General features: G+C 61.7%; 16 protein-coding genes and 2 riboswitches. Of the genes, 9 read left to right on the top strand and 7 right to left on the bottom strand.

Features of this window, described 5'->3' with window-relative positions; all coding sequences use genetic code 11:
* Window position 1 precedes the first annotated feature (1 nt).
* A complete protein-coding gene (gene cobW / locus P3C29_RS09135; RefSeq protein ID WP_201123569.1) occupies window positions 2-1,069 on the bottom strand; it encodes a cobalamin biosynthesis protein CobW in 1,068 nt (355 codons plus the stop codon).
* Window positions 1,070-1,161: 92 nt separating this feature from the next.
* A riboswitch (cobalamin riboswitch) is annotated at window positions 1,162-1,364 on the bottom strand.
* Window positions 1,361-1,882 carry a helix-turn-helix domain-containing protein gene (locus P3C29_RS09130; RefSeq protein WP_169388134.1) on the bottom strand — a complete coding sequence of 174 codons (522 nt, stop codon included), beginning with the start codon at window positions 1,880-1,882 and terminating at the stop codon, window positions 1,361-1,363. (Overlaps the previous riboswitch by 4 nt.)
* A gap of 112 nt (window positions 1,883-1,994) precedes the next feature.
* Between P3C29_RS09130 and fabF the strand changes: the two genes are divergently transcribed.
* The 5 genes from fabF to cobM all read left to right on the top strand — a co-directional run bounded on the left by fabF (window position 1,995) and on the right by cobM (window position 5,729).
* On the top strand, window positions 1,995-3,263 hold the full coding sequence (gene fabF, locus P3C29_RS09125) for a beta-ketoacyl-ACP synthase II (RefSeq protein ID WP_275964348.1): 1,269 nt from the start codon (window positions 1,995-1,997) through the stop codon (window positions 3,261-3,263).
* Window positions 3,264-3,299: 36 nt separating this feature from the next.
* A riboswitch (cobalamin riboswitch) is annotated at window positions 3,300-3,516 on the top strand.
* A 96-nt stretch (window positions 3,517-3,612) separates the two neighbouring features.
* Window positions 3,613-3,801 carry a CbtB-domain containing protein gene (locus tag P3C29_RS09120; protein WP_003217883.1) on the top strand — a complete coding sequence of 63 codons (189 nt, stop codon included), beginning with the start codon at window positions 3,613-3,615 and terminating at the stop codon, window positions 3,799-3,801.
* A gap of 11 nt (window positions 3,802-3,812) precedes the next feature.
* A complete protein-coding gene (locus tag P3C29_RS09115; RefSeq protein ID WP_177088128.1) occupies window positions 3,813-4,511 on the top strand; it encodes a CbtA family protein in 699 nt (232 codons plus the stop codon).
* A complete protein-coding gene (locus P3C29_RS09110) occupies window positions 4,508-4,900 on the top strand; it encodes a cobalamin biosynthesis protein (RefSeq protein ID WP_275964347.1) in 393 nt (130 codons plus the stop codon). Before P3C29_RS09115 ends, P3C29_RS09110 begins: the two co-directional genes overlap by 4 nt.
* Window positions 4,901-4,982: 82 nt before the next feature.
* Window positions 4,983-5,729 carry a precorrin-4 C(11)-methyltransferase gene (cobM, locus tag P3C29_RS09105; protein WP_201123558.1) on the top strand — a complete coding sequence of 249 codons (747 nt, stop codon included), beginning with the start codon at window positions 4,983-4,985 and terminating at the stop codon, window positions 5,727-5,729.
* A 211-nt stretch (window positions 5,730-5,940) separates the two neighbouring features.
* On the opposite strand, the gene nfuA is transcribed toward cobM, so the two are convergent.
* Window positions 5,941-6,525, bottom strand: coding sequence for a Fe-S biogenesis protein NfuA (gene nfuA / locus P3C29_RS09100; protein ID WP_003210817.1), 585 nt, complete (start codon window positions 6,523-6,525; stop codon window positions 5,941-5,943).
* 94 nt (window positions 6,526-6,619) lie between these two features.
* Window positions 6,620-8,911 carry a fatty acid cis/trans isomerase gene (locus P3C29_RS09095; RefSeq protein WP_201123556.1) on the bottom strand — a complete coding sequence of 764 codons (2,292 nt, stop codon included), beginning with the start codon at window positions 8,909-8,911 and terminating at the stop codon, window positions 6,620-6,622.
* Between the two features lie 164 nt (window positions 8,912-9,075).
* Between P3C29_RS09095 and metH the strand changes: the two genes are divergently transcribed.
* Window positions 9,076-12,786, top strand: a complete 3,711-nt coding sequence (gene metH / locus P3C29_RS09090; RefSeq protein ID WP_275964346.1) for a methionine synthase — start codon at window positions 9,076-9,078, stop codon at window positions 12,784-12,786.
* A 39-nt stretch (window positions 12,787-12,825) separates the two neighbouring features.
* On the opposite strand, the gene P3C29_RS09085 is transcribed toward metH, so the two are convergent.
* Window positions 12,826-19,797, bottom strand: a complete 6,972-nt coding sequence (locus tag P3C29_RS09085) for an NEL-type E3 ubiquitin ligase domain-containing protein (protein WP_275964345.1) — start codon at window positions 19,795-19,797, stop codon at window positions 12,826-12,828.
* Window positions 19,798-19,944: 147 nt separating this feature from the next.
* Between P3C29_RS09085 and P3C29_RS09080 the strand changes: the two genes are divergently transcribed.
* Complete coding sequence (locus P3C29_RS09080; RefSeq protein ID WP_177088140.1) at window positions 19,945-20,160, top strand: DUF2970 domain-containing protein; 216 nt, start codon at window positions 19,945-19,947, stop codon at window positions 20,158-20,160.
* 6 nt (window positions 20,161-20,166) lie between these two features.
* Here the strand turns inward: P3C29_RS09080 and P3C29_RS09075 are convergent, their stop codons facing one another.
* Window positions 20,167-21,246, bottom strand: coding sequence for an ABC transporter substrate-binding protein (locus tag P3C29_RS09075; protein WP_201123546.1), 1,080 nt, complete (start codon window positions 21,244-21,246; stop codon window positions 20,167-20,169).
* Window positions 21,247-21,697: 451 nt separating this feature from the next.
* Between P3C29_RS09075 and P3C29_RS09070 the strand changes: the two genes are divergently transcribed.
* Both P3C29_RS09070 and P3C29_RS09065 read left to right on the top strand, forming a co-directional pair.
* Window positions 21,698-23,356, top strand: coding sequence for a nitrite/sulfite reductase (locus P3C29_RS09070; protein ID WP_275964344.1), 1,659 nt, complete (start codon window positions 21,698-21,700; stop codon window positions 23,354-23,356).
* Complete coding sequence (locus P3C29_RS09065; protein ID WP_010173013.1) at window positions 23,340-23,834, top strand: DUF934 domain-containing protein; 495 nt, start codon at window positions 23,340-23,342, stop codon at window positions 23,832-23,834. Before P3C29_RS09070 ends, P3C29_RS09065 begins: the two co-directional genes overlap by 17 nt.
* A 56-nt stretch (window positions 23,835-23,890) precedes the next feature.
* On the opposite strand, the gene P3C29_RS09060 is transcribed toward P3C29_RS09065, so the two are convergent.
* Window positions 23,891-24,391, bottom strand: coding sequence for a MarR family transcriptional regulator (locus tag P3C29_RS09060; RefSeq protein ID WP_275964343.1), 501 nt, complete (start codon window positions 24,389-24,391; stop codon window positions 23,891-23,893).
* Between the last annotated feature and the right edge of the window lie 17 nt (window positions 24,392-24,408).

Raw genomic sequence — 24,408 nt, 5'->3', positions numbered from 1 at the left:
TTTAAACGCTGAGGGCAGCGCGCAATTGCGCTTCGAGCAAGGCGGCGTCCAGTTCCTGGCCGATCAGCACCAGGTGCGTGGCGCGCGGCTCATCGGCGCGCCAGGTGCGGTCGAAGTGCTTGTCGAAACGCGTGCCCACGCCCTGGATCAGCAGGCGCATCGGTTTGTTCGGGATCGCCGCGAAACCCTTGACCCGCAGGATGCCGTGCTGGACCACCAGTTGGGTCAGGGCGTCGAGCAGCAGGCTTTCGTCAGCCTGGGGCAGTTCGATGGAAATCGAATCGAAGGCGTCGTGGTCGTGGTCGTGGTCGTCTTCACCTTCGTGGTGATGATCATGGTGACTGTGGCGACCGTCGATGTGCTCTTCGGAGCCGGCGCCCAAGCCGATCAGCACGTCCAGCGGCAGGCGACCGCTGCTGGCTTCGATGATTTTTACCGCGGGCGGCAGTTCTTCAGCCACTTCCAGGCGCACACGGGCCAGGTCTTCAGGGCTGATCAGGTCGCACTTGTTGAGGATCACCAGGTCGGCGCTGGCCAGTTGGTCGGCGAACAGCTCGTGCAGTGGGGATTCGTGGTCCAGGTTCGGGTCGAGTTTGCGCTGGGCGTCAACCTGGTCCGGGAAAGCGGCGAAAGTGCCAGCGGCCACGGCCGGGCTGTCGACCACGGTGATCACCGCGTCAACGGTGCAGGCACTGCGGATTTCCGGCCACTGGAAGGCCTGGACCAACGGTTTTGGCAGGGCCAGGCCTGAAGTTTCGATGAGGATATGGTCGAGGTCGCCGCGACGGGCCACCAGTTCGCGCATCACCGGGAAGAACTCTTCCTGGACGGTGCAGCACAGGCAGCCGTTGGCCAGCTCGTAGACGCGGCCGTTGGCTTCTTCTTCGGTGCAGCCGATGGAGCATTGCTTGAGGATTTCACCGTCAATGCCCAGCTCGCCGAACTCGTTGACGATCACTGCAATGCGGCGCCCCTGGGCGTTGTCCAGCATGTGGCGCAGCAAGGTGGTCTTGCCCGAGCCGAGAAAGCCGGTAACGATGGTGACGGGGAGTTTGGCCAGTGTTTTCATCGGATGCCCTTTGGGGCGGGCATACGGGACGAGTGGCCCTGCGCGGGTGCGCAGAAGCAGAATTCGCCACCGGATCACCCCGCCCGGTTGAAGTAGAAAATCGGTTGCGAGGCAGGTCTCCTGGCTTGGGGCTTGCCGACGGTGTGGCCGGCGCTGGCTGCGCCTTCCCGCCTTGTTCAGGCAGTGGCGTGGCAGTCAGATAAACCCTTTACAGTTGCGGGGGCAGCCGCGGCATCGACCGCGTTCCCTTCTTAGCTTCGGCCTGGGCCGAAGAACCTCGAACGTGCAAGGCTACGCAGTGCGCGGGGACGGGTCAATGTCCGAGCGCTTGGCGCGAAGCAGCGCCAGGCGCTCCAGCATGCCCTCGCTCGCTGCCGGCCCGGCTTGCACGCTGCATTGTTCAACGGGCACGCGCGCCCCGCTACCGGCTTCCACCACCGCCACTTCCACTGGGCGCCGGGTTTCCCGGTCGACCAACTGCAGGCTTTCACCTTCGGTGGCGAAGTGGCGGTTGCCCCAGCCGATAAATGCCATGATCACCACCCGGAAGTCCTCGCCCACCGGCGTCGGCACGTACTCGAAACGCGGCGGCCGCTCGCTGTATTGCCGGCGCTCCAGCAGGCCGGCGTCCACCAGGCTGTTAAGCCGGCGCGTGAGCATGTTGGGGGCAATCTCCAGGCTCTGGGAGAACTCGTCAAAGCGCCGCAAGCCTTGCAGCGCATCGCGCATGATCAGAATGCTCCACCACTCGCCTACCCTTTCCACTCCACGGGCTACCGGGCATTCGGCATTTACCAGTGACTTACGTTGCATTGCAGTTCCTCCGTGGGGCAGCCCCGAAAATTTAAGCTGTTCGATGTTACTTTCATAATGATAGTTTCGTCGCAGCATTGCTACCAAACTGAAATGGCGGAGCTAAGCGATCATGAATAAGCGAATTGTTGTGACCGGCATGGGTGCAGTCACCCCGCTGGCAACCGGCGTGGAGCAGACCTGGAAACGCCTGTTGGCAGGTGAATCCGGGATCCGCAGGCTACCCGAGGCCTTGGTCGGTGACTTGGCAATCAGCATTGGCGGCCAGGTGCTGGGCCGGGATCAGGACCCGCACGCCGGGTTTGACCCCGACAGCGTGATCGCCGCCAAAGAGCAACGCAAGATGGATCGGTTCATCGTGTTCGCCCTCGCCGCTGCGCAGGAAGCCCTGGCGCAGGCAGGCTGGGCGCCGCAAACCGCCTCCCAGCAAGAACGCACCGCGACGATTATTGCTTCCGGCGTCGGTGGTTTCCCGGCGATTGCGGAGGCTGTGCGCACCGCTGACAGCAAAGGGCCGCGCCGCCTGTCGCCGTTCGAGATCCCGTCATTCCTTGGCAACATGGCCGCCGGGCATGTGTCGATCCAGCATCAGCTGAAAGGCCCGCTTGGCTCCCCCGTCACCGCGTGCGCCGCCGGCGTACAAGCCATTGGTGATGCCGCGCGCATGATCCGCGCCGGCGAAATCGACATCGCCGTGTGTGGCGGCGCCGAAGCCTGCATCCACCGCGTCAGCCTGGGCGGCTTTGCTGCGGCGCGGGCGCTGTCCAGCGATTACAACGACACGCCGGCGCTCGCTTCCCGCCCATTTGATCAAGGCCGCGACGGGTTTGTAATGGGCGAAGGTGCCGGGTTACTGGTGATCGAAGAGCTGGAGCATGCGCTGGCCCGGGGCGCGACGCCGATTGCGGAGTTGGTGGGATACGGCACCAGTGCCGATGCCTATCACATGACTTCAGGGCCCGAAGACGGCTCCGGCGCACGTCGTGCAATGGAGTTGGCGATTGCCCAAGCGGGGATCACCCCGGCACAGATCCAGCATTTGAACGCCCATGCCACCTCCACACCGGTCGGTGACAACGGTGAGCTGGCGGCGATCAATACGCTGTTCGGCGCCAATTCGAGTGTCGCTATCAGTGCCACAAAATCGGCGACCGGCCATCTGTTGGGCGCTGCGGGCGGGATTGAGGCGATTTTCACCGTGCTTGCCCTGCGTGACCAGATAGCCCCGGCCACCCTCAACCTGGACAACCCGGACCCGGCCGCCGCCGGGCTGAATCTGGTGCGTGGCCAGGCCCGGCCGCTGCCGATTGAATACGCGATTTCCAACGGGTTCGGGTTTGGTGGCGTGAACGCAAGCGTGCTGTTCAAGCGCTGGCAGTAAACCGGCGATTTGACGCCCATCGCCCGCCCATGCTCTCCTACACATCTTGTTTCGGGTGCCCTTCACAGGGTGAAACGGGAAACCGGTGAGTCATGTGCCTTTACTCAAGGGCGTGACGAGTCCGGTGCTGCCCCCGCAACGGTAAGCGAGTGAAACATCAAATCCACTGTGCCTGTACGGCATGGGAAGGTGATGTTTTTAAGGCCCAGGCCCCTCGCAAGCCCGGAGACCGGCCCGAAAAAATCAGATAACAAACCCGCGGTGGGCGGGCGCTGTTCAGAACCCTGCGTGCCTGGCTCGCGGGGTTTTCATGCGCTCGTGTCACCCTGAAACCCAGAAGGGACGCGCCATGTCGATCATCAGCAGCACTGCCTCTACCGCCAGCACCACTGCCACTTTGAGCCAACGCCTGACCGCCGCCATCGGTGCGTCGATTCTTGGCGCGTGCCTGGTGTATTTCGCCGGTTTCTCGCACATCGAAGCGGTGCACAACGCCGCCCACGATACCCGCCACAGCGCCGCGTTCCCGTGCCACTGAGACCTGCCGACATGATCAAGCGTATTGCTCAAACCGCAGGTTTCACCGGGCTTCTGGCCGCCTTGTTGCTGACGTTGCTGCAAAGCTTTTGGGTTGCCCCGCTGATTTTGCAGGCGGAAACCTACGAAAACGCCCCGGCCGCTGCCGAAGTGCATGAACACGCCGGGGCTGCCGCTCACACCCACGACGCCGAAGCCTGGGAGCCGGAAGACGGCTGGCAGCGCGTGCTGTCCACCACGGGCGGCAATTTGGTGGTCGCGGTAGGTTTTGCCCTGATGCTTGCCGGCCTGTACACCCTGCGTGCCCCGACCCGCACGGCTCAAGGCCTGCTTTGGGGCCTGGCCGGTTACGCCACGTTCGTGCTCGCGCCAACCCTCGGTTTGCCGCCTGAATTGCCGGGGACCGCTGCGGCAGACCTGGCACAACGGCAAATCTGGTGGATCGGCACTGCGGCCTCCACCGCGGCCGGTATCGCGCTGATCGTGTTCGGTCGCAACTGGCTGCTGAAAGTGCTGGGCGTGGCGATCCTGGCGGTGCCCCACGTGATCGGCGCGCCACAGCCGGAAGTCCACTCGATGCTGGCGCCGCAAGCCCTGGAAGCTCAGTTCAAGATTGCCTCGCAACTGACCAACGTGGCCTTCTGGCTGGCGCTGGGCTTGATCAGTGCATGGTTGTTCCGCCGTAACCGTGATGATCAGTACGCGGCATGATCCTGGCAGTTGGCCTGGGTTGCCAGCGGGGCTGTCCTGTCGACGCCCTGCTCGACCTGTTCAATGCCGCCCTTGCCGAGGGTGGTATTGAGCGCCAGCGAATTACCGCGCTGGCCAGCCTTGATCGCAAGCAGGATGAGCCGGGGCTGCTCGCACTCGCCCATGCGCTGGAACTGCCTTTGACGTTTTTCAGTGCGGCGGAACTGGTGCCTTACGAAGATCGATTGAGCCATAAATCAGAGACTGTTTTTGCCCATACCGGCTGCTACGGCATCGCCGAAAGTGCTGCCTTGGCGTTGGCTGAACAGCTGTCCCGACGCCCCGCCACCTTATTGGTCACCCGCCAAAAAACCGCCCAGGCCACCTTTGCATTGGCGTGCGCCGGCTGAATTCCCGATAATCATCAGCTTCCATCATGAGCCATCTTCATCTGAAGCCCTGCTCGCGTGCTTTTTTCACAGGAACATATCCATGACTGTCTTTTTCATCGGCGCAGGCCCAGGCGACCCGGAACTGATTACCGTCAAGGGCCAGCGGCTGATTCGCAGTTGCCCGGTGATCATCTATGCCGGCTCGCTGGTTCCGGCGGCGGTGCTTGAGGGCCATCAGGCGGAAGTGGTGGTCAACAGCGCTGAATTGCATCTGGAGCAGATCATCGAGCTGATCAAGACCGCCCACGGGAAAGGCCAGGATGTGGCGCGGGTGCATTCCGGGGATCCGAGTCTGTATGGGGCGATCGGCGAGCAGATTCGTTTGTTGCGGGAACTGGGGATTCCATTCCAGATCATTCCCGGCGTTACCGCCGTAGCGGCCTGTGCGGCGCTGCTGGAGGCTGAACTGACGCTGCCAGACATCGCTCAAAGCGTGATCCTGACCCGTTATGCCGACAAGACCGCGATGCCCGAGGGTGAGGCGTTCAGCAGCCTGGCGCAGCACGGGACGACGATGGCGATTCACCTGGGGGTGAATCATCTGGAGAAGATCGTGGCCGAATTGTTGCCTCACTATGGCGCGGACTGTCCGATTGCCGTGGTGCATCGAGCGACCTGGCCGGATCAGGATTGGGCTGTCGGCACCCTGGCCGATATCGCCGGGAAAGTCGCGGCCAAGGGCTTTCGGCGTACGGCGCTGATTCTGGTAGGCCGGGTGCTGGCCAGTGACAGCTTCAGCGAGTCCTCGCTGTATCGCGCCGGCCATGCCCACCTCTATCGCCCCTGAATGAACATAGAACCCAATGTGGGAGCGGGCTTGCTCGCGAATGCGTCGGGCCAGTCAATATAGGTGTCGACTGATCCACCGCGTTCGCGAGCAAGCCCGCTCCCACACGTGATCTTCTTTGTTAAGAAGATTATGTAACTAACTGAATAACAAACATAAAAAAACGGCGCTCACGGGGCGCCGTTTTTTATGACCGCAGTGAACACCTTACTTAGTAGTAGGCGTTTTCTTTCTGCGTATGGTCAGTCACATCACGCACGCCCTTAAGCTCCGGAACGCGCTCCAGCAAGGTGCGCTCGATGCCTTCACGCAAGGTCACGTCTGCCTGGCCGCAGCCCTGGCAACCGCCACCAAACTTCAGCACGGCGATCCCGTCATCCACCACATCGATCAGGCTTACCTGACCGCCGTGGCTGGCCAGCCCCGGGTTGATCTCGGTTTGCAGGTAGTAGTTGATGCGCTCGTTGATCGGGCTGTCCGCATTAACATTCGGTACCTTGGCGTTCGGCGCCTTGATGGTCAGTTGGCCACCCATGCGATCAGTGGCGTAATCCACCACGGCATCGTCAAGAAACGCTTCACTGAACGCATCGATATACGCCGTGAAGCTTTTCAGCCCCAGCGCCGTATCTTCAGGTTTTTCTTCACCCGGCTTGCAGTAGGCAATGCACGTCTCGGCGTACTGGGTGCCGGGCTGGGTGATAAAGACGCGGATGCCGATACCCGGGGTGTTCTGCTTCGACAGCAGGTCAGCCAGGTAATCGTGGGCGGCGTCGGTAATGGTTATGGCAGTCATGGAAACTCCTCACAGGCTTGCCGGCAGTTTACGCCAAATTATTACCGAGGTACAAAGTCCTAGTAATTTTGTCGGAAAAGACTTTCGCCCCCGATCAAAGGTTTTCATAACGGTTCATGTCCAGCACACCCTCTTCCACCGGCGTGGTTTCGCGGATGTACTTCGACAGGTCGTGGAAATACTGCCAGAACAACGGGTGACTGCGACGGATGCCCCAGCGGTCGACAATCTTCTCGAAACGATTGGCGTCCTTGGCGTTCTCCAGGGCGGCGACAAACTCCGGCACTTGCTCGGCGGGAATGTTGAACATGAAGTTCGGGTAGCTGCTCAGCACCCCGGGATAGACGGTCACCGTGTCCAGGCCCGGCTGGTAGCGGTAAGCCTCACCGAGCATGAAAGCCACGTTGCTGTGGGCGCGGTTGCGCAACAGGCTATAGACCTCGCGTTTGCCGCTGCGGGTTTCGATGCGCAGCATCGTGGCTTCCGGCAACTGGTCGATCACCTTGAGCCCCGCCGCCGGGCGGTTGGTCAGGCGGCTCAGGGCCTGCTCGGCGTCCTGCAACGCCGGGTCGACGCCAGGGCGCGAGCAATAGGCGCTGACGCAGCGGTTGATCGGGTCCGGGCTGGCGTTCAGGTCGCCGTAACGGGCCAGCAACTGGTTGGCAAAGTCACGCTTGGGGTCTTTTTCATCGAGCTTGAGCCCCGTGGGCTTGTCATCGTCGATGGCCTCATAGTCCAGCCACAGCTTGACCTTGCCGCTGTTCTGGTACCAATCGTCGAGGAAGTCATCGCGGGAATCGGCCGGCATCAACCGCAGGAAGTTCTGCTCGGCGCCATTGCGGATCAGGTCGAAATACAGGCGCGTCTGGGCCTGATGGGAGACGTTGCCGAACACATCGAAATTCACCGCCAACTGGTAATAGGTGCGCTCCAGCAACGGATAGTCGAACAGCCACATCGTCTGCGGCACTTCGCCGATCAAGCCCTTGGTCACCGACGCACTGTCAAAGTGGCGGAAGATAGTCAGCAGCGCGTTGTCATTGCCGGCCCACAGGCTCGACCAGCTCGGCGGCGGCACGTCGGCATAGCTGTCGCGACGCAACGCCTCGTACTCATTACGCTTGTCGCGGTATTTGATCCAGAGGCTGAGCACGCTGCCCACATCATCAATTTGCCCCGGCATCGCCAGCAACGGCGTGGCCTGGCCGCGGTAACGGGCATCGGTGATGTACAGGTCGTGGTCGGGGTCCTGGAACAGGGTCCAGAAGTTGTCACGGATCACGTCCGTGGCGATTTGGCCCCGGCACACCGGCCCGCGAATAAAGGTGCGCACGAAGTATTCGGCGTTATCCAGCATGAACTGGTAGCGCGCCTTGGCCGGAATCGCCTCGAAGGTCTCGAACGGGTTGGCCCGGCGGCCCGGCCCGTAACCCGGCAACGCGTGCACCTGCCAGTCATCGGTATAGAACAGCGACTTGATCCGGGCCATTTTCTCGGCGCTGAACGGATAGGTGATGTGGGTCTTGTGCACGATCACGCCCTGCACTGGCCACAGGCGGTAGTAAATCTGGGTGCCGGGGTCGTCGTTGGGACGGCGGGTGTTGATCAGGTCGATCGGCTGGCCACTGGGCGTGCGCGAGCGTACCCACTGGAAGAAATGCCCCGGCTCGCCGCCTTCAAAGTAGATGTGGGCGAGGAACAGGTGCTCGAACAACCAGCGCGCGACCAGGCTTTCCCGGGCGCCGGGCTGGTTGAACAGGTTTTCCCACTGCTGTACTTGCAGGGCTTCCTGGGCACTCGGCGCCAGGCCTTGTTCGTCGATCGGCGCACCGGAGGCCAGCCAGCGCTGCAAGGTCTGGTACTGCTGGTCGGTCAGGCCGGTGACCGCCAGCGGCATGCCTTCTTTGGGGTGCGAACCGGCGTAGGCATTGAATTCGCCCGGCATCGGGCACGTGTTTTCGCGGTTCAGGCCCAGCACAATGTCATCCGGCAGCTTGGCGTTGGGCTGTAAAGGCGCGTTATGCCCCAGCTCCAGCATCCGTGCCATCAGTGCGGCCTGGCTGCCCTGGGCATCCAGCACCGAGTAGAAGCCCTTCTGCTGCCAGGCGGCCTTGCCGAAGGCGTCATAGAACAGGCGCGTAGGTTGGCTGGCCTGGCTGCGCTCGCCGTCGTACACCGGCACTTTGGTGGCGCCGCGGGCCGCGCCTTCGGCACTGCCCAGGTTGAGCTGGCAGGCCGAGTCATAACAGGCGTGGCAGGCCACGCATTTCTCGGTGAAGATTGGCTGGATATCACGGGTATAAGAGATCGCCGGGGCGGGACCTTCTGCCTGTGCGGTGAGAGCGAACAGCGCAAACGCGGCGCTGGCGATAAGGCGAAGTGACATGTTCCCGGTCCCGATTCAATGCGTACAGTGAAAAATCCGGCGATTCTACCGATGTAACATCCTCGACAACATGAGCGATATTCATGCAAAACCGGTGCATGCTCTAAAAGCGCACAGGTTTGCTATGATCTTCGCCCTCCGTGATACCTGACCAGAGTAGTCCCATGCCCGATCGTAGCGCTCGTCTGCAAGCCCTCCACCAAGCCCTCAAGGAACGCATCCTGATCCTCGACGGCGGCATGGGCACGATGATCCAGAGCTATAAGCTGGAAGAGCAAGACTACCGTGGCAAACGCTTCGCTGACTGGCCGAGCGACGTCAAGGGCAATAACGACCTGCTGGTGATCACCCGTCCGGACGTGATCGGCGGCATCGAAAAAGCCTACCTGGATGCCGGCGCCGACATCCTGGAAACCAACACCTTCAACGCCACGCGCATTTCCATGGCCGACTATGGCATGGAGGAGCTGGCCTACGAGTTAAACGTAGAAGGCGCACGCCTGGCACGCAAGATCGCCGACGCCAAGACCCTGGAAAACCCGGCCAAGCCGCGTTTCGTCGCCGGCGTGCTCGGCCCGACCAGCCGTACCTGCTCGCTGTCGCCCGATGTGAACAACCCCGGCTACCGCAACGTGACCTTCGATGAGCTGGTGGAAAACTACACCGAGGCCACCAAGGGCCTGATCGAGGGCGGCGCCGACCTGATCCTGATCGAGACCATCTTCGATACCCTCAACGCCAAGGCCGCGATCTTCGCTGTGCAGGGTGTGTTCGAAGAATTGAACGTCGAACTGCCGATCATGATCTCCGGCACCATTACCGACGCCTCCGGCCGTACGTTGTCGGGCCAGACCACCGAAGCCTTCTGGAACTCGGTCAGCCACGCCAAGCCGCTGTCTGTGGGCCTGAACTGCGCCCTGGGCGCCAGCGAGTTGCGCCCGTACCTGGAAGAGTTGTCGAACAAGGCCAACACCCACGTTTCCGCGCACCCGAACGCCGGCCTGCCCAACGAATTCGGCGAGTACGACGAACTGCCGTCGCAAACTGCCAAGGTCATCGAAGAGTTCGCCCAGAGCGGCTTCCTCAACATCGTCGGCGGCTGCTGCGGTACCACGCCGGGCCACATCGAAGCCATCGCCAAGGCCGTGGCCGGTTACGCCCCGCGTCCGATCCCGGACATCCCCAAGGCGTGCCGCCTGTCTGGCCTGGAACCGTTCACGATTGATCGCAGTTCGTTGTTCGTCAACGTCGGCGAGCGCACCAATATCACCGGTTCCGCCCGCTTCGCCCGCCTGATCCGCGAAGACAACTACACCGAAGCCCTGGAAGTCGCCCTGCAGCAGGTGGAAGCCGGCGCCCAGGTGATCGACATCAACATGGACGAAGGCATGCTGGATTCGAAGAAGGCCATGGTGACCTTCCTCAACCTGATTGCCGGCGAACCGGACATCTCCCGCGTACCGATCATGATCGACTCCTCCAAGTGGGAAGTGATCGAGGCCGGCCTGAAATGCATCCAGGGCAAGGGCATCGTCAACTCCATCAGCATGAAGGAAGGCGTCGAGCAGTTCATTCACCACGCCAAGCTGTGCAAGCGCTACGGCGCTGCAGTGGTGGTGATGGCCTTCGACGAAGCCGGCCAGGCCGACACCGAAGCGCGCAAGAAAGAGATCTGCAAGCGCTCCTACGACATCCTGGTGAACGAAGTCGGCTTCCCGCCGGAAGACATCATCTTCGACCCGAACATCTTCGCGGTGGCCACCGGTATCGAAGAGCACAACAACTACGCCGTCGACTTCATCAACGCTTGTGCCTACATCCGCGACGAGCTGCCGTATGCACTGACCTCGGGCGGCGTGTCCAACGTGTCGTTCTCGTTCCGGGGCAACAACCCGGTGCGCGAGGCGATCCACTCGGTGTTCCTGCTGTATGCAATCCGCAATGGCCTGAGCATGGGTATCGTCAACGCCGGCCAGCTGGAAATCTACGACCAGATCCCGGTTGAACTGCGCGACGCCGTGGAAGACGTGGTGCTCAACCGCACTCCGGAAGGCACCGACGCCCTCCTCGCCATCGCCGACAAGTACAAGGGCGACGGCAGCGTCAAGGAAGCCGAGACCGAAGAGTGGCGTGGCTGGGACGTGAACAAGCGCCTGGAACACGCGCTGGTCAAGGGCATCACCACCCACATCATCGAAGACACCGAAGAATCCCGGCAGTCGTTCGCGCGCCCGATCGAGGTGATCGAAGGCCCGCTGATGTCCGGCATGAACATCGTCGGCGACCTGTTCGGCGCCGGCAAAATGTTCCTGCCCCAGGTGGTGAAATCCGCCCGGGTGATGAAGCAGGCCGTGGCCCACTTGATCCCCTTCATCGAGCTGGAAAAAGGCGACAAGCCGGAAGCCAAGGGCAAGATCCTGATGGCCACCGTCAAGGGCGACGTGCACGACATCGGCAAGAACATCGTCGGCGTGGTGCTGGGTTGCAACGGCTATGACATCGTCGACCTGGGCGTAATGGTGCCGGCCGAGAAGATCCTGCAAGTGGCCAAGGAACAGAAGTGCGACATCATCGGCCTGTCCGGCCTGATCACCCCGTCCCTGGACGAGATGGTGCACGTCGCCCGTGAGATGCAGCGCCAGGACTTCCACCTGCCGCTGATGATCGGTGGCGCCACCACCTCCAAGGCCCACACGGCGGTGAAGATCGAACCGAAGTACAGCAATGACGCCGTGATCTACGTCACCGACGCCTCCCGCGCCGTGGGCGTGGCCACCCAGTTGTTGTCCAAGGAATTGAAGGCCGGTTTTGTCGAGAAAACCCGCCTGGAATACATTGACGTGCGCGAGCGCACCTCCAACCGCAGCGCCCGCACCGAGCGACTGAGCTACCCGGCGGCGATTGCCAAGAAGCCGCAGTTCGACTGGAGCACGTACACGCCGGTCAAGCCGACTTTTACCGGTTCCAAAGTGCTGGACAATATCGACCTCAAGGTGCTGGCCGAGTATATCGACTGGACGCCGTTCTTTATCTCCTGGGACCTGGCCGGCAAGTTCCCGCGCATCCTTGAAGACGAAGTGGTCGGTGAAGCCGCCACCGCGCTGTACGCCGATGCCCAGGAAATGCTCAAGAAGCTGATCGACGAAAAGCTCATCAGCGCCCGCGCCGTGTTCGGCTTCTGGCCGACCAACCAGGTGCAGGAGGATGACCTGGAAGTCTACGGCGACGATGGCCAGCCAATTGCCAAGCTGCACCACCTGCGCCAGCAGATCATCAAGACCGACGGCAAGCCCAATTTCTCCCTGGCCGACTTCGTGGCGCCCAGGGACAGCGGCGTGACCGACTACATCGGTGGTTTCATCACCACCGCCGGCATCGGCGCCGAAGAAGTCGCCAAGGCCTACCAGGACGCTGGCGACGACTACAACTCGATCATGGTCAAGGCCCTGGCCGACCGCCTGGCCGAAGCCTGCGCCGAGTGGCTGCACCAGCAGGTGCGTAAAGAGCACTGGGGCTACGCCAAGGACGAGCAACTGGATAACGAAGCACTGATCAAGGAACAGTACAGCGGCATCCGCCCTGCTCCAGGCTACCCGGCGTGCCCGGATCACACCGAGAAGGCCCAGTTGTTCCAACTGCTGGACCCTGAAGCCCGCGAAATGCAGGCCGGCCGCAGCGGCGTGTTCCTCACTGAGCACTACGCGATGTTCCCGGCAGCGGCGGTCAGCGGCTGGTACTTCGCCCACCCGCAGGCGCAGTACTTCGCCGTGGGCAAGATCGACAAGGACCAGGTGGCGAGCTACACCGCGCGCAAGGATCAGGACTTGAGTGTGACCGAGCGCTGGCTGGCGCCAAACCTGGGTTACGACAACTGATCGATGCCGGAGCCAGGCTCGGACCGGCTCCGGCTTTCTTCACAGATTGAGCGCCGCGCGTTCGATTGCGCAAAGCCGTATGGCCAGCGCCGCCTGTTCAGCTTTGTACTGCGTGTCCAGTGCCGAAATCTCTTCCAGGTAGCCCGGGGTGATCTCGGAATGCCGCGTCTCCAGTGCGTCCAGGCGGACCTGCCGTTGCTGGGTCAAGGCGGAGAATTCAGCCGGGTAACGCCGCTTCAGGTAATCCACCCAGTACTCACGACCCACCAACTTCTCGACAAAGGCCGGTTGGGCCTCCTTGGCGATGATCGATGCATAAGCCGCATCGATATCGGCGTCGGAGACCCGGGATAGGTTGCGGTAGATCATGGTGGATGGCTGGCGAGGCAACGCCAGGCGCTGGGCCAGCCCGATACGGTAGGCCAGGCGAATCTCTGCCGGGTCGATACCCGGTCGTCGCAGGATCGCGGCTTCGGCCACGGCCTCCACTTCTTCCAGGCGGATGATGCCGGTGGCCAGCTTCAGCAACGCCGGGCCTTCCTGGCCCTCGGTACCGCTGTGGAGTGCCTTGAACTCATAGACCCGAACCTCCAGGTCGCTGAACAACAGGATCCAGCCATCACCACAGGTGACGCGGGAGATTGAGGCATGAGCCCTCACAAACAGGGTTGCCTGCAATTGCGGGTACTGGTCGGCAGCTTCCAGCACCTCCCAGACCCGACGGCTCAGCTCCGCTTTGTCCTGGACAAAGTCCTTGGCATGCCGCAATTGGGCCACAATGTAGAAAAAATCCCGGCTCTGCTCGTTCGCCTTGAGGTTTTCCCATACACGGTGCCGGGATGAGCCGTCGGGTATGCCGGCAAACCATTGCGCTTTCTGTTCGGCCTCCGTCAATAATTCAGGGTGGGCCTCATCTTCGCTGCTGCCGGACTCCTCCGTTGTGGCGTAGCCCTCCAGCAGGCGGTCGATATCATTCTGGGAGAAGCCCAAACCATTGCCGGTTCGTGCCTGATATTCGCGCAACGCCTCCAGTTCCTGCTCGAGCAGCAGGTTGTCGGACAGATCAGTGTTTCGCATCAGCACCTCGTGCTCGTCATCCAGTGCCCCAAGTGGAATGGTTTCAATCTGGTTATTGCTCAGGTCAAGATTGCTCAGGTTACGCGCGTGCAACACCCCGGCCGGCCAGTCTTCGAGGATGTTGGCGTGCACATCCAGATGCCGCAGGTTGGGCAAGGCGCGGATGTCCAGGTTCGCCAGCGTGTTTTCACTCAGGTCCAGCCATTCAAGTGCCGGCCAGTGCGCCAGGCATTGCTCCAGCCCAGCGCTGTCGCGCAGATCGTTGTAAGCCGCTTCGAATCGAGTCAGCGCGCTGAACTCGTCGAGGGCTTCGGGCAAGCGGCTCAAACCGTTGTGGTTGAGTACCAGGCTGCGGGCCTGGGCAAATGCACGCAAAAACCCGTTGGAACCTTGTTCGGTGAGCCTGACCGCGTTCAAGTTCAATTCGGTGACGTGATTGAACTGCCTGGGCACCGCAGGTAGCTCCCCCAGATACAGCCCGGATAAGTCCAACCGGTGTCGACCATCGATCGCTGGCTTCCCGGGGTCGGCACGCAGGTTGTGCCGCCAGCTGTCCAGAATCCGGTCGGCCGCACGCCGACGGTCAATGGCGCTGATCCAGCCACCGTCCTCGCGGTAACCGCGAACGTCGATCCATTCGTTCAACATCATCACCAGTGCCTTGTGCTGCTGCGTCCACTGCCGCAGGCGCGCTTCGATATCCAGCGCCCCCAGGCCGCTTTCGCGCAAGCCATCGATCAGGCTCACCGCGCCACTGTCGCTCAGCTGGGGTGCCAGGCGGCGCAAGCGCTGCGCCGCAGTCAGCCGCGATTCAGCGCCCGCCGGGTCCAACGCCAGCGCAATCAACATGTCGGGGTCTTCCGACACTTCAAGAGGGAAATACTCCGGCTCACCGCCGGTCGAGCCTTCGGCCAGACCGGCCTTGGGAATGCCCATGGGACTGTCCAGGTAGGCGGCCTGAGCAAAGGCCTGTTGTGTCGAAACCAGATGCAGAGGATCGTCTCGATACAGGCGCCGGGAGAATTGCTCGATGTCGGCGCAGGCTTGCAGCGTCAGCGGACAACCCCGCAGGTTAGTCCTCAACATCAGCAGGTCGTGGCCGCTCAGGGCCTGCGGCGGAATGCGCGTGATCGCGCTGTGATTGAGCTTCAATTCACCCAGCTGCGGCAGTTCGAGAACGCCGGTCGGCCACTCACGCAGCGCGGTATGGCTCAGGTCCAGCTTTTGCAGTTTCGACAACATCCGCACATCCAGAACGCCCAGGCGGTTGAACGACATTGTCAGTTGCTGCAACTGCGTCATGGCGTTGAGTTGATGCTGGATGGCGGGCGTCACCGTCAGTTGGTTGCGGGACAGATCGAGGAACTGCAGGGCCTGCAGGTCGCTGAACGCCCTCGGTAATGTTGAAAGCTTGTTGCCGCTCAGCCCCAGGCGGCGCAGATTGGGCACCTTGCCCAACACGCTTTCCAGCGCCGGCAACGACAGACGGGCGCTGGCCAGTTGCAATTGGCTCACATGGGTAAAACCCTGTGCCGGAAGTTCGGGCAAATCACCCAGCATGCCGCCCGACAGGTCCAGGCTCACTGCGCTTTCCACCCGTGAAGAAGGTCCTGCTACTGCCGCACCCCCGCCATAGCGCTGCTCCAGACCCGCGCGCCAGCAGTCCAGAATACTTCTGGCCGCACGCTGACGATAAAAGACATCGACCAATTTCCCGCCTACCCGAAGCTCACGGGCCTGCCAGCTCTCCAGCTCTGCCGTCAAAACCCGGTGTTCTTCATGCAGGGTGTTGACCCGCACTACCTGTTCACGCGCGGACAGTCCCAGCCGGGTGAATTCGGCCAACGCATTTCGGGCGAACGCCGAATCCCCGGCGTTCAAGTTGGCCAGGCTGCCGGCGCAATACGTTTGTACCAGTTGCGCTTCGTCCATCAGGTGCGCCGCGTTACCGTGCACGTGGTCAAACACCGCCATAAATGCGGAGGGCTCGAAGGCCGACCATTTCATGGTCAAACCACGCCACACCCGCTCATGCCCGGCGAACAACTGCGGCGTAACGGTATTGATCCGTGTACCGGACAGGTTCAAGGCTTCCAGGTGTTCGAGGGCCAGCACGCCGGTCGGCCATTCGGCCAGAGAGCCGGAGACGCTGAGACTGCGCAGGTTTTTCAGGCCGCTGACGTCCAGGGCAGGAAGGTCGCCCGCCAGGCTCAAACGTTCAAGTTGCACCCGTTGGTTGAGGCCCTGGATAAACTCGGGCGTATAGCTCAACTGATACCCATCAATGGCCAACTCGGTCACGCCGGGTAACGCGCCCAGGCCATCGGCGATGGCGTTCAACTCGGCCTGCTCAACATAAAGGTCCACACGTTTGACATTGGGAAATTGCCGGAACAGCGCCGCCCGTGTCTGGCCGGCTACTGCCGCGCCAGACAATTTCAACCCACGTACGTGCGAGAAGTCGGCAACAAGCAGCGGTAACTCACTGATTTCCATCAGGTCCAGATAGGCATGCGCGTCAACCCCGCGAACCAGGCCTTGTCGCCAGCCACCGATCAAAACGTCGGCTATGCGCTGGCGACCGGGGTTGCCTTGCGCCCACCCGTCCAGGATTGCCTTCAGCCCGTCCAGCTCGCGCTGGCGCGTGGTCAACAGATGCAGAATCTGCTGTTGCGTCTCGCCGCTGGCCAGCCGCATCAGCACAAAACGCTCGGCCTCTTCCTCGGAGAAGTTTGGATAAATGGCCCGCAGCCGGGTGGTCAGCGACGTCTCATGGGCAAAGGCATCACCTCGCCCACTCAGCGCGTATCCCACCGGCCCGGTCGTCGGTGCCAGGGAGGGTCGGGAACGCGGCACGCGCTGCTTCAAAATGGCCGCCATGGCGTCACGATGGGTCGTCGCATAGCGCGCCAAGGCCTGCTGCAGCTCGGCATCCTGGGTGACGGACGGCAGGCCCAATGACTGTCGCGCCTGATCGGGCAAGGCCTGCATGATCGACTCAAAGAAGTTGCGACCGTCGGGCGTGAGGCTGTTGAGGCTTTGACCCCGCTCGTCGAAGGCCTGATAGATATCGCCGGTCTTGACCAGGTATTTGCGTTCGACGGCATTTTGCGGGCCGATACTGTCGATCAGCGGGCCAGTGACGCTTTCGCCGCGCACTTCCAGGCGCAAAGTCGCAGGCCAGCCCGGCAACTGTTCCAGGCTATGCAACGCCAGGCGCTCGCTGTCGGCCGAGGCGATGGTCAGGCGATGCAGGCCGGTGATTGCCCGGCTCAGCCGCCCTTGTTGAGCGCGGATACGCGCAAGGTTATCCAGGCTTGCCGGGACCCGACCGGTGCGGACCAATTCCGCGCGCTGGCGAACACTTGCCTGCTCCAGCACTTCACTGACTGCCCCACGGGGCAACGAGGCGAAGCGCTGCTCAAGCACCTGGGACACCACCTGTTTGGGCTCGCCGGAGCGATACAGGCTGTCGACCAGCGCCGGTTTGCGCTTCTGCGCAAAGTCCACCAGCCGGGTACGGAAGACGTACTCCTGGTCACCTTGTGCATGAGCCCCCAACAGGTCACTGCTGCCCTGCTCGCCCAGTTCGGCCAGCACTTGGCGAGGCAACTTGCCCGCCAGCATCTCGCCACGGGTGATTTTGATCGTGGCACGCATATCTGCGGCCGATAACGGTTTGCCATAGCGGCGAGACACGCCCCAGGGTTCCGGCCCCTGGAACAATTCCAGCACCCGTCCGGCGGGCCAGTTCGGCATTTGCACCAGCAACGGCAAGGCGTATTCATAACGGTCATCGATGCCGACACCGGTACGCCATTGTTCGATCACTTCGCTGGCGCCCCGGTCAGCGCGGAATTGGCGCAGGGTATCGGCCAGCAACGACGGCACCGGGCGGCCGTCCATGTGCACCTTGCGCAGTACATCATCTGGCACCGCGCTGATATCGCCGATGGTGTTCAGGGTCTCATCGGAAAACCCCTCGGCCTCGTGACCCAGGCGGCGCAGCAGCGTCGTGCGATTCCACAGCAGCGGGTTTTCATGGGTGTGGCGCCATGCCCCGGCATTGTTGTGCTCAAGGATGGGTTGGTAGGCATCGGGATTGGTGGGGTGCTTGAGCCGCCATTTGCCCTGGCGCGTATCAAAGCCCTTTTCAAACAGGTCCTCGCCCAGGCGTACGTAAATCTTGCCACCAGTCTCATACTGGCCTTGTGCGTTAGGCCGCAGGCTGGGGGGCAGTACCACTTCGCTGCGATAAGGGGTCAGGTCCGGTTTCCACAGCCGGGCTTCACCGTTGGGCAACTTGACCGGCACCATCCCATCGACCCATTTGGACACCTGAATCACCGGCGCCTTGCCCGCCATCACACCGGCAACGCCCAAACTTGCCATAAAGGCAACGTTCAGTGCCACCGACTCCAAATGCCCCAAGGCACCCTCCATGTCGCCCTGTTGCCAGGATTCGAGGCCGTGGTAGACCTCCATCCCCAGTTGAACGGCGGTCACCGCCATCATCAACTCGCCCACCCCAGGCACGACAAACGCCGCCACGTTCAGCACATTCATGCCGATACTCAGCCAATAGTCGAGACGCTCCCTGGCGGCCTGGCGATCGGCTTCGGCCGTGGGTACTGCCACCGTCAGCGCGTTGTCTTTCAAGCGCTGCACATGCAGATCGTAAAGGGCGCCGAAGGGCTCGCCGATGACGGGTGTGTCGCGCAGGTTCAGATCGATATTCTCGTCGTACACCTGCTCGCGCAGCCCTTGGTTGTTCCATTTGTGGGTGTACAACTTGGCGTTCAAACGCTGCAAAAACTCCGCCGCCTTGTTCTGCGGCAGCAGGCTGGCGAACAGCTTCTGATAGGACGGTGCGCGCAAGTTGATCGCCAGGTCCTGGTTGAATTGCGCAATCGAATCGTATTCCTTGAGCGGGTACAGCGGCGCCCCTGGGATCCATACCACAAAGCGCCCGACCGGTACCTTGGGGGTCAACCAGTCGATCGCGCCCGGGAGCGGAAAGACCCAGTCGAACACCGTACGGCCCTGGGGTTTGAAGCCCGGGCCGATCAAGACGATTTCGCCAAGGGGCATACCGAAGATCGACAAGCGGCTGTAGGCCAATGGCTTGCCCTCCAGCGTGGCGTAGGGGGTGCCGGACAGGACAGCCAGCAGCGCCCGATAGAACGGTTGAGTGATTTCATTCTTCATGCGGGCGGCGTGTACCCGCACCGCCAATAGGTCTTTTTGCGCGGCAATCATCTGTGCCCGCACCGTTGCGGCTCGGTCAGGCGCCTCGAACACCTGTTTCAAGTGGTCCTGATATTGCCGCCCCAGATCCAGCGTGCGGCACAGCTGCGAGAAATCCTGTGGGGAAAGCGACAGTTTTTCGGTGTAGCGATAAGTCGCCGACCAGCCTCCTGCTGCGCGGTCGAACGCTCCATACTCAGTGACCAGCGCATCGATGGGTGCCAAGGCACTGGTTTCACCCAGCGACGTCTGGGAAAAGTCCTCATTGCCTTCGAAGTTCAACAACGCCGCCTGCAACAAGGTGTGTTGCTCCGTCGCCATGCGGTAGCGCAGGTAGAACAGCGCATTTTTATTCACATCCAGGGTCTGCCCCAAACGCTTCTTCAAGGCCTCGACCAGCAGCGGCTCGGCAAACTTACTCACCCCTTTTAATGTCGCCAGGGTCCTGGCCAGACGCTCTCGGGAGGTGCGACTGCTTGCCTGACTGGCGCTGAGGGCGCGCTGCAGTTCGCCGCTGGCGCTGATCAGCCATTGCGGTAGCGGGCCTGACGGGGAATGACCGGGAAACACTGCGGGCTTGAGGCGTTGAATATCGGTGAGCGTACTGTGAGCAATCCACGCCGGGAGGCTGGCTCTGATCTGTTTCGTATGCAAACCGTCGTCTGCGCGAGGGGGTATGGCTGGCATGTAGTGACTCCTGATGATGCGAGTTAAGGAGTCTCAGTACATCCAGTGCAGCGCCCTGCCAGGCAGTAGATAGCTATGGGGCCGCGTTTTACTGCAAGTTGACTATCCTTTGGGGAACATTGGGCTTATCCCGCCGTCGAGGACCACATGGACGACTCCAACAACAAGCCACCGACGTTCTGGCAAATGCTCCACAGCGTCATGGCCGCCGCCTTCGGCGTGCAAAGCGGCAAGAACCGCGCCCGCGACTTTACCCACGGCAAGCCCAGTCATTTTGTGGTGCTGGGCATTCTGTTCACCGCCGTCTTCGCCTTGACCCTGTTTGGCATCGTCAAGCTGGTGCTGCACCTGGCCGGGGTTTGAGCCCGGTCAGTGCATCAGCAATTGCAGGCTGAACGGGTAACGGTAGGTGGCTGGTTTGCCCAGGGCCGACAGCGCACGAAAATCCACACCGTAGTCCTCGCGCCCCTGCAACTGCAAAAGGCGCGTGGCGTGTGGTGGGTCAATCATTCGAAAGAGCCCGAGCTTGCGCTCACGCCCGCCGTACTGCGCCATGTCCAGCCCACGGGCATCGTCATGCAGCACCACCATCGCCCAGCCGCCGAGGGTAAAGTGCCCGGCCACCAGCACACTCAGGCGTCCGTCAAGGCGCGCCTGCAACGCTTCAGGCGAGCTGTTGACCGCACTGAATAACACGTCCCTGCCCGGCGCTCGCCCGGCCTCCTTGAGTGCGTCCATCGCCCCCAGTGCCATTTCGTCATTGGCCGACCACACCAACGCTGTCTGCGGGTAACGTTTGAAGAGCTGCGTGGCCTGGTCAAAGGCCCGCTGGCGGCTCCACTCGCCATACACCAATTGGCGCAGGCGCACCTGCGGATGGTCGGCCAGGGCGCGTTGCAAACCCCGTTCACGCAGTTGAGCGGCAGGTGTGGTCTTGGCGCCGGAGAACGCAATCAGGTCAAGGGTCTGGCCAGGGGCGACAGGCCCATGCAGGCGCAACAGCTGCGTGAGCATCAGGTAGCCCGCCTCCTCGTCGTCGGCGACCATGCTGCCGATCCAGTTGGGGTACTTGCCCGCGCCGAGCAATTGGGTCTGATCGGCCGTCAGCGCATTATTGACGATCAGCAGCTTGACCCCACTGCCCTCGGACAGGCGCAGGATCTGCGGGGCGATGTATTGCTCGTTGACCAGCACCAGGTAGTCCGGCCGCTGACTGCCCTGCAACGCCTCGCGGGCTTGGGAAAGGGTGGTCTCGGGGTTGCGCTCGGAATAGCGCACACGCAAATCCAGGCCGAGGTCCCTGGCGGCGGCCTGCATGAATTGCGCGTAGCTGACCCAGAAGGTCTCGGTCGAATTGCCAGGGTTGAGAAACACCACCGACGTCGCCTGGGCAATGGCCCAGAACGGCATGCTCAGCACCAGCAAGCACTTGCAGAGAACCTTCAACATCGTTGCCTGAGCCCTTCGGAATGACAGCCCATGATAATGGCATCGGGCCGGTCAATCTCGGTTAATTGCCGATTGTCGGACAATCCGGCTCGGGTAACCCCCCTTTATTGATGGCTGACCCAGAACACGGCAGTGGAAACCACCAGGATAATCAGGAACAAAATGGCCCAGGCATCGACACTGCTGTCACTTTTGCGGGCTTTGGTCGGATTGCTCATAGCATCGCCTCTTGTCGGTTTTATAGGTGATTGCACAAAGACACGAGCACAGTAAAGTTCATGATTGCCCGCATGACAAATGTGGGTATCGCGATAACGGTTCTCATTAGGCGTTTTGGTTATTTGCATATACTCAAACATCACTTTTGCGCATAAACGCAAACTGGTATCGTGCGCCGGCTCCGTTGGGAGTGCGCGGCCGTGCGCGCAGATTTGCCGAGAACAGGACCTATATGTACGTATACGACGAATACGATCAGCGCATCATCGAGGACCGCGTCAAGCAGTTCCGTGATCAGACCCGACGCTATCTGGCAGGTGAACTGAGCGAAGAAGAGTTCCGCCCTCTGCGCCTGCAAAATGGCCTTTATGTTCAGCGCTTTGCGCCGATGCTGCGGGTTGCCGTGCCTTATGGCCAACTGACTTCCCGTCAGACGCGCATGATGGCCAAGATTGCCCGCGACTTCGACAAAGGCTACGCCCACATCAGTACCCGCCAGAACGTCCAGTTCAACTGGCCGGCCCTGGAAGACGTGCCGGACATCCTGGCTGAATTGGCCACCGTGCAGATGCACGCCATTCAGACCAGCGGTAACTGCCTGCGCAACGTGACCACCGACCAATTCGCCGGCGTTGCCGCTGACGAACTGATCGACCCGCGCCCGTGGTGTGAAATCGTCCGTCAATGGACCACCTTCCACCCGGAATTCGCCTACCTGCCGCGCAAGTTCAAGATCGCCATCAATGGCTCGACCTCGGACCGCGCCGCCATCGAAGTGCACGACATCGGCCTGGAGCCGGTGCATAACGCCGCTGGCGAACTGGGCTTCCGTGTGCTCGTCGGCGGTGGCCTTGGCCGTACGCCGGTGGTCGGTGCCTTCATCAACGAATTCCTGCCGTGGCAGGACCTGTTGAGCTACCTCGACGCGATCCTGCGGGTGTACAACCGCTATGGCCGTCGTGACAACAAGTACAAGGCCCGGATCAAGATCCTGGTAAAAGCGCTGACCCCTGAGGTGTTCGCCCAGAAAGTCGACGCCGAGATGGAACACCTGCGCGGCGGCCAGACCACCCTGACCGACGCCGAAGTGCATCGCGTCGCCAAGCATTTCGTCGACCCGGACTACAAGGTACTGAGCAATCAGGACGCCGAGTTGGCCGAACTCGACCAGCAGCACCCAGGTTTTGCCCGCTGGCGCACCCGCAACACCCTGGCCCACAAAAAGCCGGGCTATGTGGCCGTGACCCTGTCGTTGAAACCTACCGGCGTTGCACCGGGTGACATCACCGACAAGCAGCTGGACGGCGTCGCCGACCTGGCCGAGCGCTACAGCTTCGGCCAACTGCGCACCTCCCACGAGCAGAACATCATCCTCGCCGACGTTGAACAGTCTCAACTGTTCACTCTGTGGGGCGAGCTGCGCGAGCAGGGTTTTGCCACGCCGAACATCGGCCTGCTGACCGACATCATCTGCTGCCCGGGTGGCGACTTCTGCTCCCTGGCCAACGCCAAGTCGATCCCGATTGCCGAGTCGATCCAGCGCCGTTTCGACGACCTGGACTACCTGTTCGACATCGGCGAGCTGGACCTGAACATCTCCGGTTGCATGAACGCCTGTGGTCACCACCACGTCGGCCACATCGGCATCCTGGGCGTGGACAAGAAAGGCGAAGAATTCTACCAAGTGTCCCTGGGTGGCAGCGCCAGCCGCGATGCGAGCCTGGGCAAGATCCTCGGCCCGTCCTTCGCCCAGGAAGCCATGCCTGACGTGATCGGCAAGCTGATCGACGTGTACGTTGAACAGCGCACCGAAGATGAGCGTTTCATCGACACCTACCAGCGCATCGGCATTGACCTGTTCAAGGAGCGCGTCTATGCAGCGAATCATTAAGAACAACGAAGTCGTCGACGAAACCTGGCACCTGCTGCCCAAGGATGCGAGTTTCGATGGCATCTCCAACTGCGACGACCTGATCGTGCCGCTGGCCCTGTGGCGCGAGCACGCTCACGCCCTGAAAGCCCGCGACGGCGGCCTGGGCGTGTGGCTGGATGCCGATGAAGAAGCCGAAGAGATCGGTGATGACGTGGAGCATTTCCAGGTGATCGCCCTGAACTTCCCGGCCTTCACCGACGGTCGCAACTACTCCAACGCCCGCCTGCTGCGTGACCGCTACGGTTACAAGGCCGAGCTGCGGGCAATTGGCGACGTGCTGCGCGACCAACTGTTCTACCTGCGCCGCTGCGGGTTCGATGCCTTCGCCTTGCGCGCCGACAAAGACCCGTACGAAGCACTGGAAAGCCTCAAGGATTTCTCGGTGACGTACCAGGCTGCAACGGATGAACCGCTGCCGTTGTTCCGCCGCCGGTAACCGCTGGAAGCCGTCTGAATACCCCTCATTGAGGGGTATTTTTTTGCCCGGGTTTTCTATTCGCTTTCCAGGCTGAGCGTGACCAGCGCATCGTCGTTGAGGTCGGCGGCAAACTTGCCCATCAGCCGCACCAGGTGATCAATATCCTGCTGCTCCCAGTTGGCGAAGATAGCCATGCCCATGCGGGTCCGCGCCTCATCCACCCGATCCGTCATCGCCTTGCCCTCTGGGGTGATAACCGACTCGCGCACCCGGCGGTCCTTGGCGCTTTCCTGGCGGTCGACCAGGCCAAGGCTTTCCAGCTTCGCCACTTGGCGACTGACCGTGGTGTAGTCGCGCCCCACGCGGTCGGCCAACTCCACAACGCCAATCGGCCCCAACCGCTCCACCAGCACCACCAGCGGAAACAGTGCCCGATCGAGGGCTATCCCGGCCTCGCGGACCATCACTTCGTCGCGCTGGGGGCGGTTCATCGCGCCGACAATTTCAATCAGCGCCCCGTGAAGCTCACGAATCTGACGACCGATAGGTGTATTTTGCACACTTTCTGTTGACACGGATTTTTCCTTGTTCA

It is taken from the genome of Pseudomonas sp. 1912-s, from assembly GCF_029269205.1.
Classification (GTDB): Bacteria; Pseudomonadota; Gammaproteobacteria; order Pseudomonadales; family Pseudomonadaceae; genus Aquipseudomonas.
Note: the sequence above shows the minus strand (reverse complement) of the source record. Positions and strands in the feature narration are given on the sequence as shown.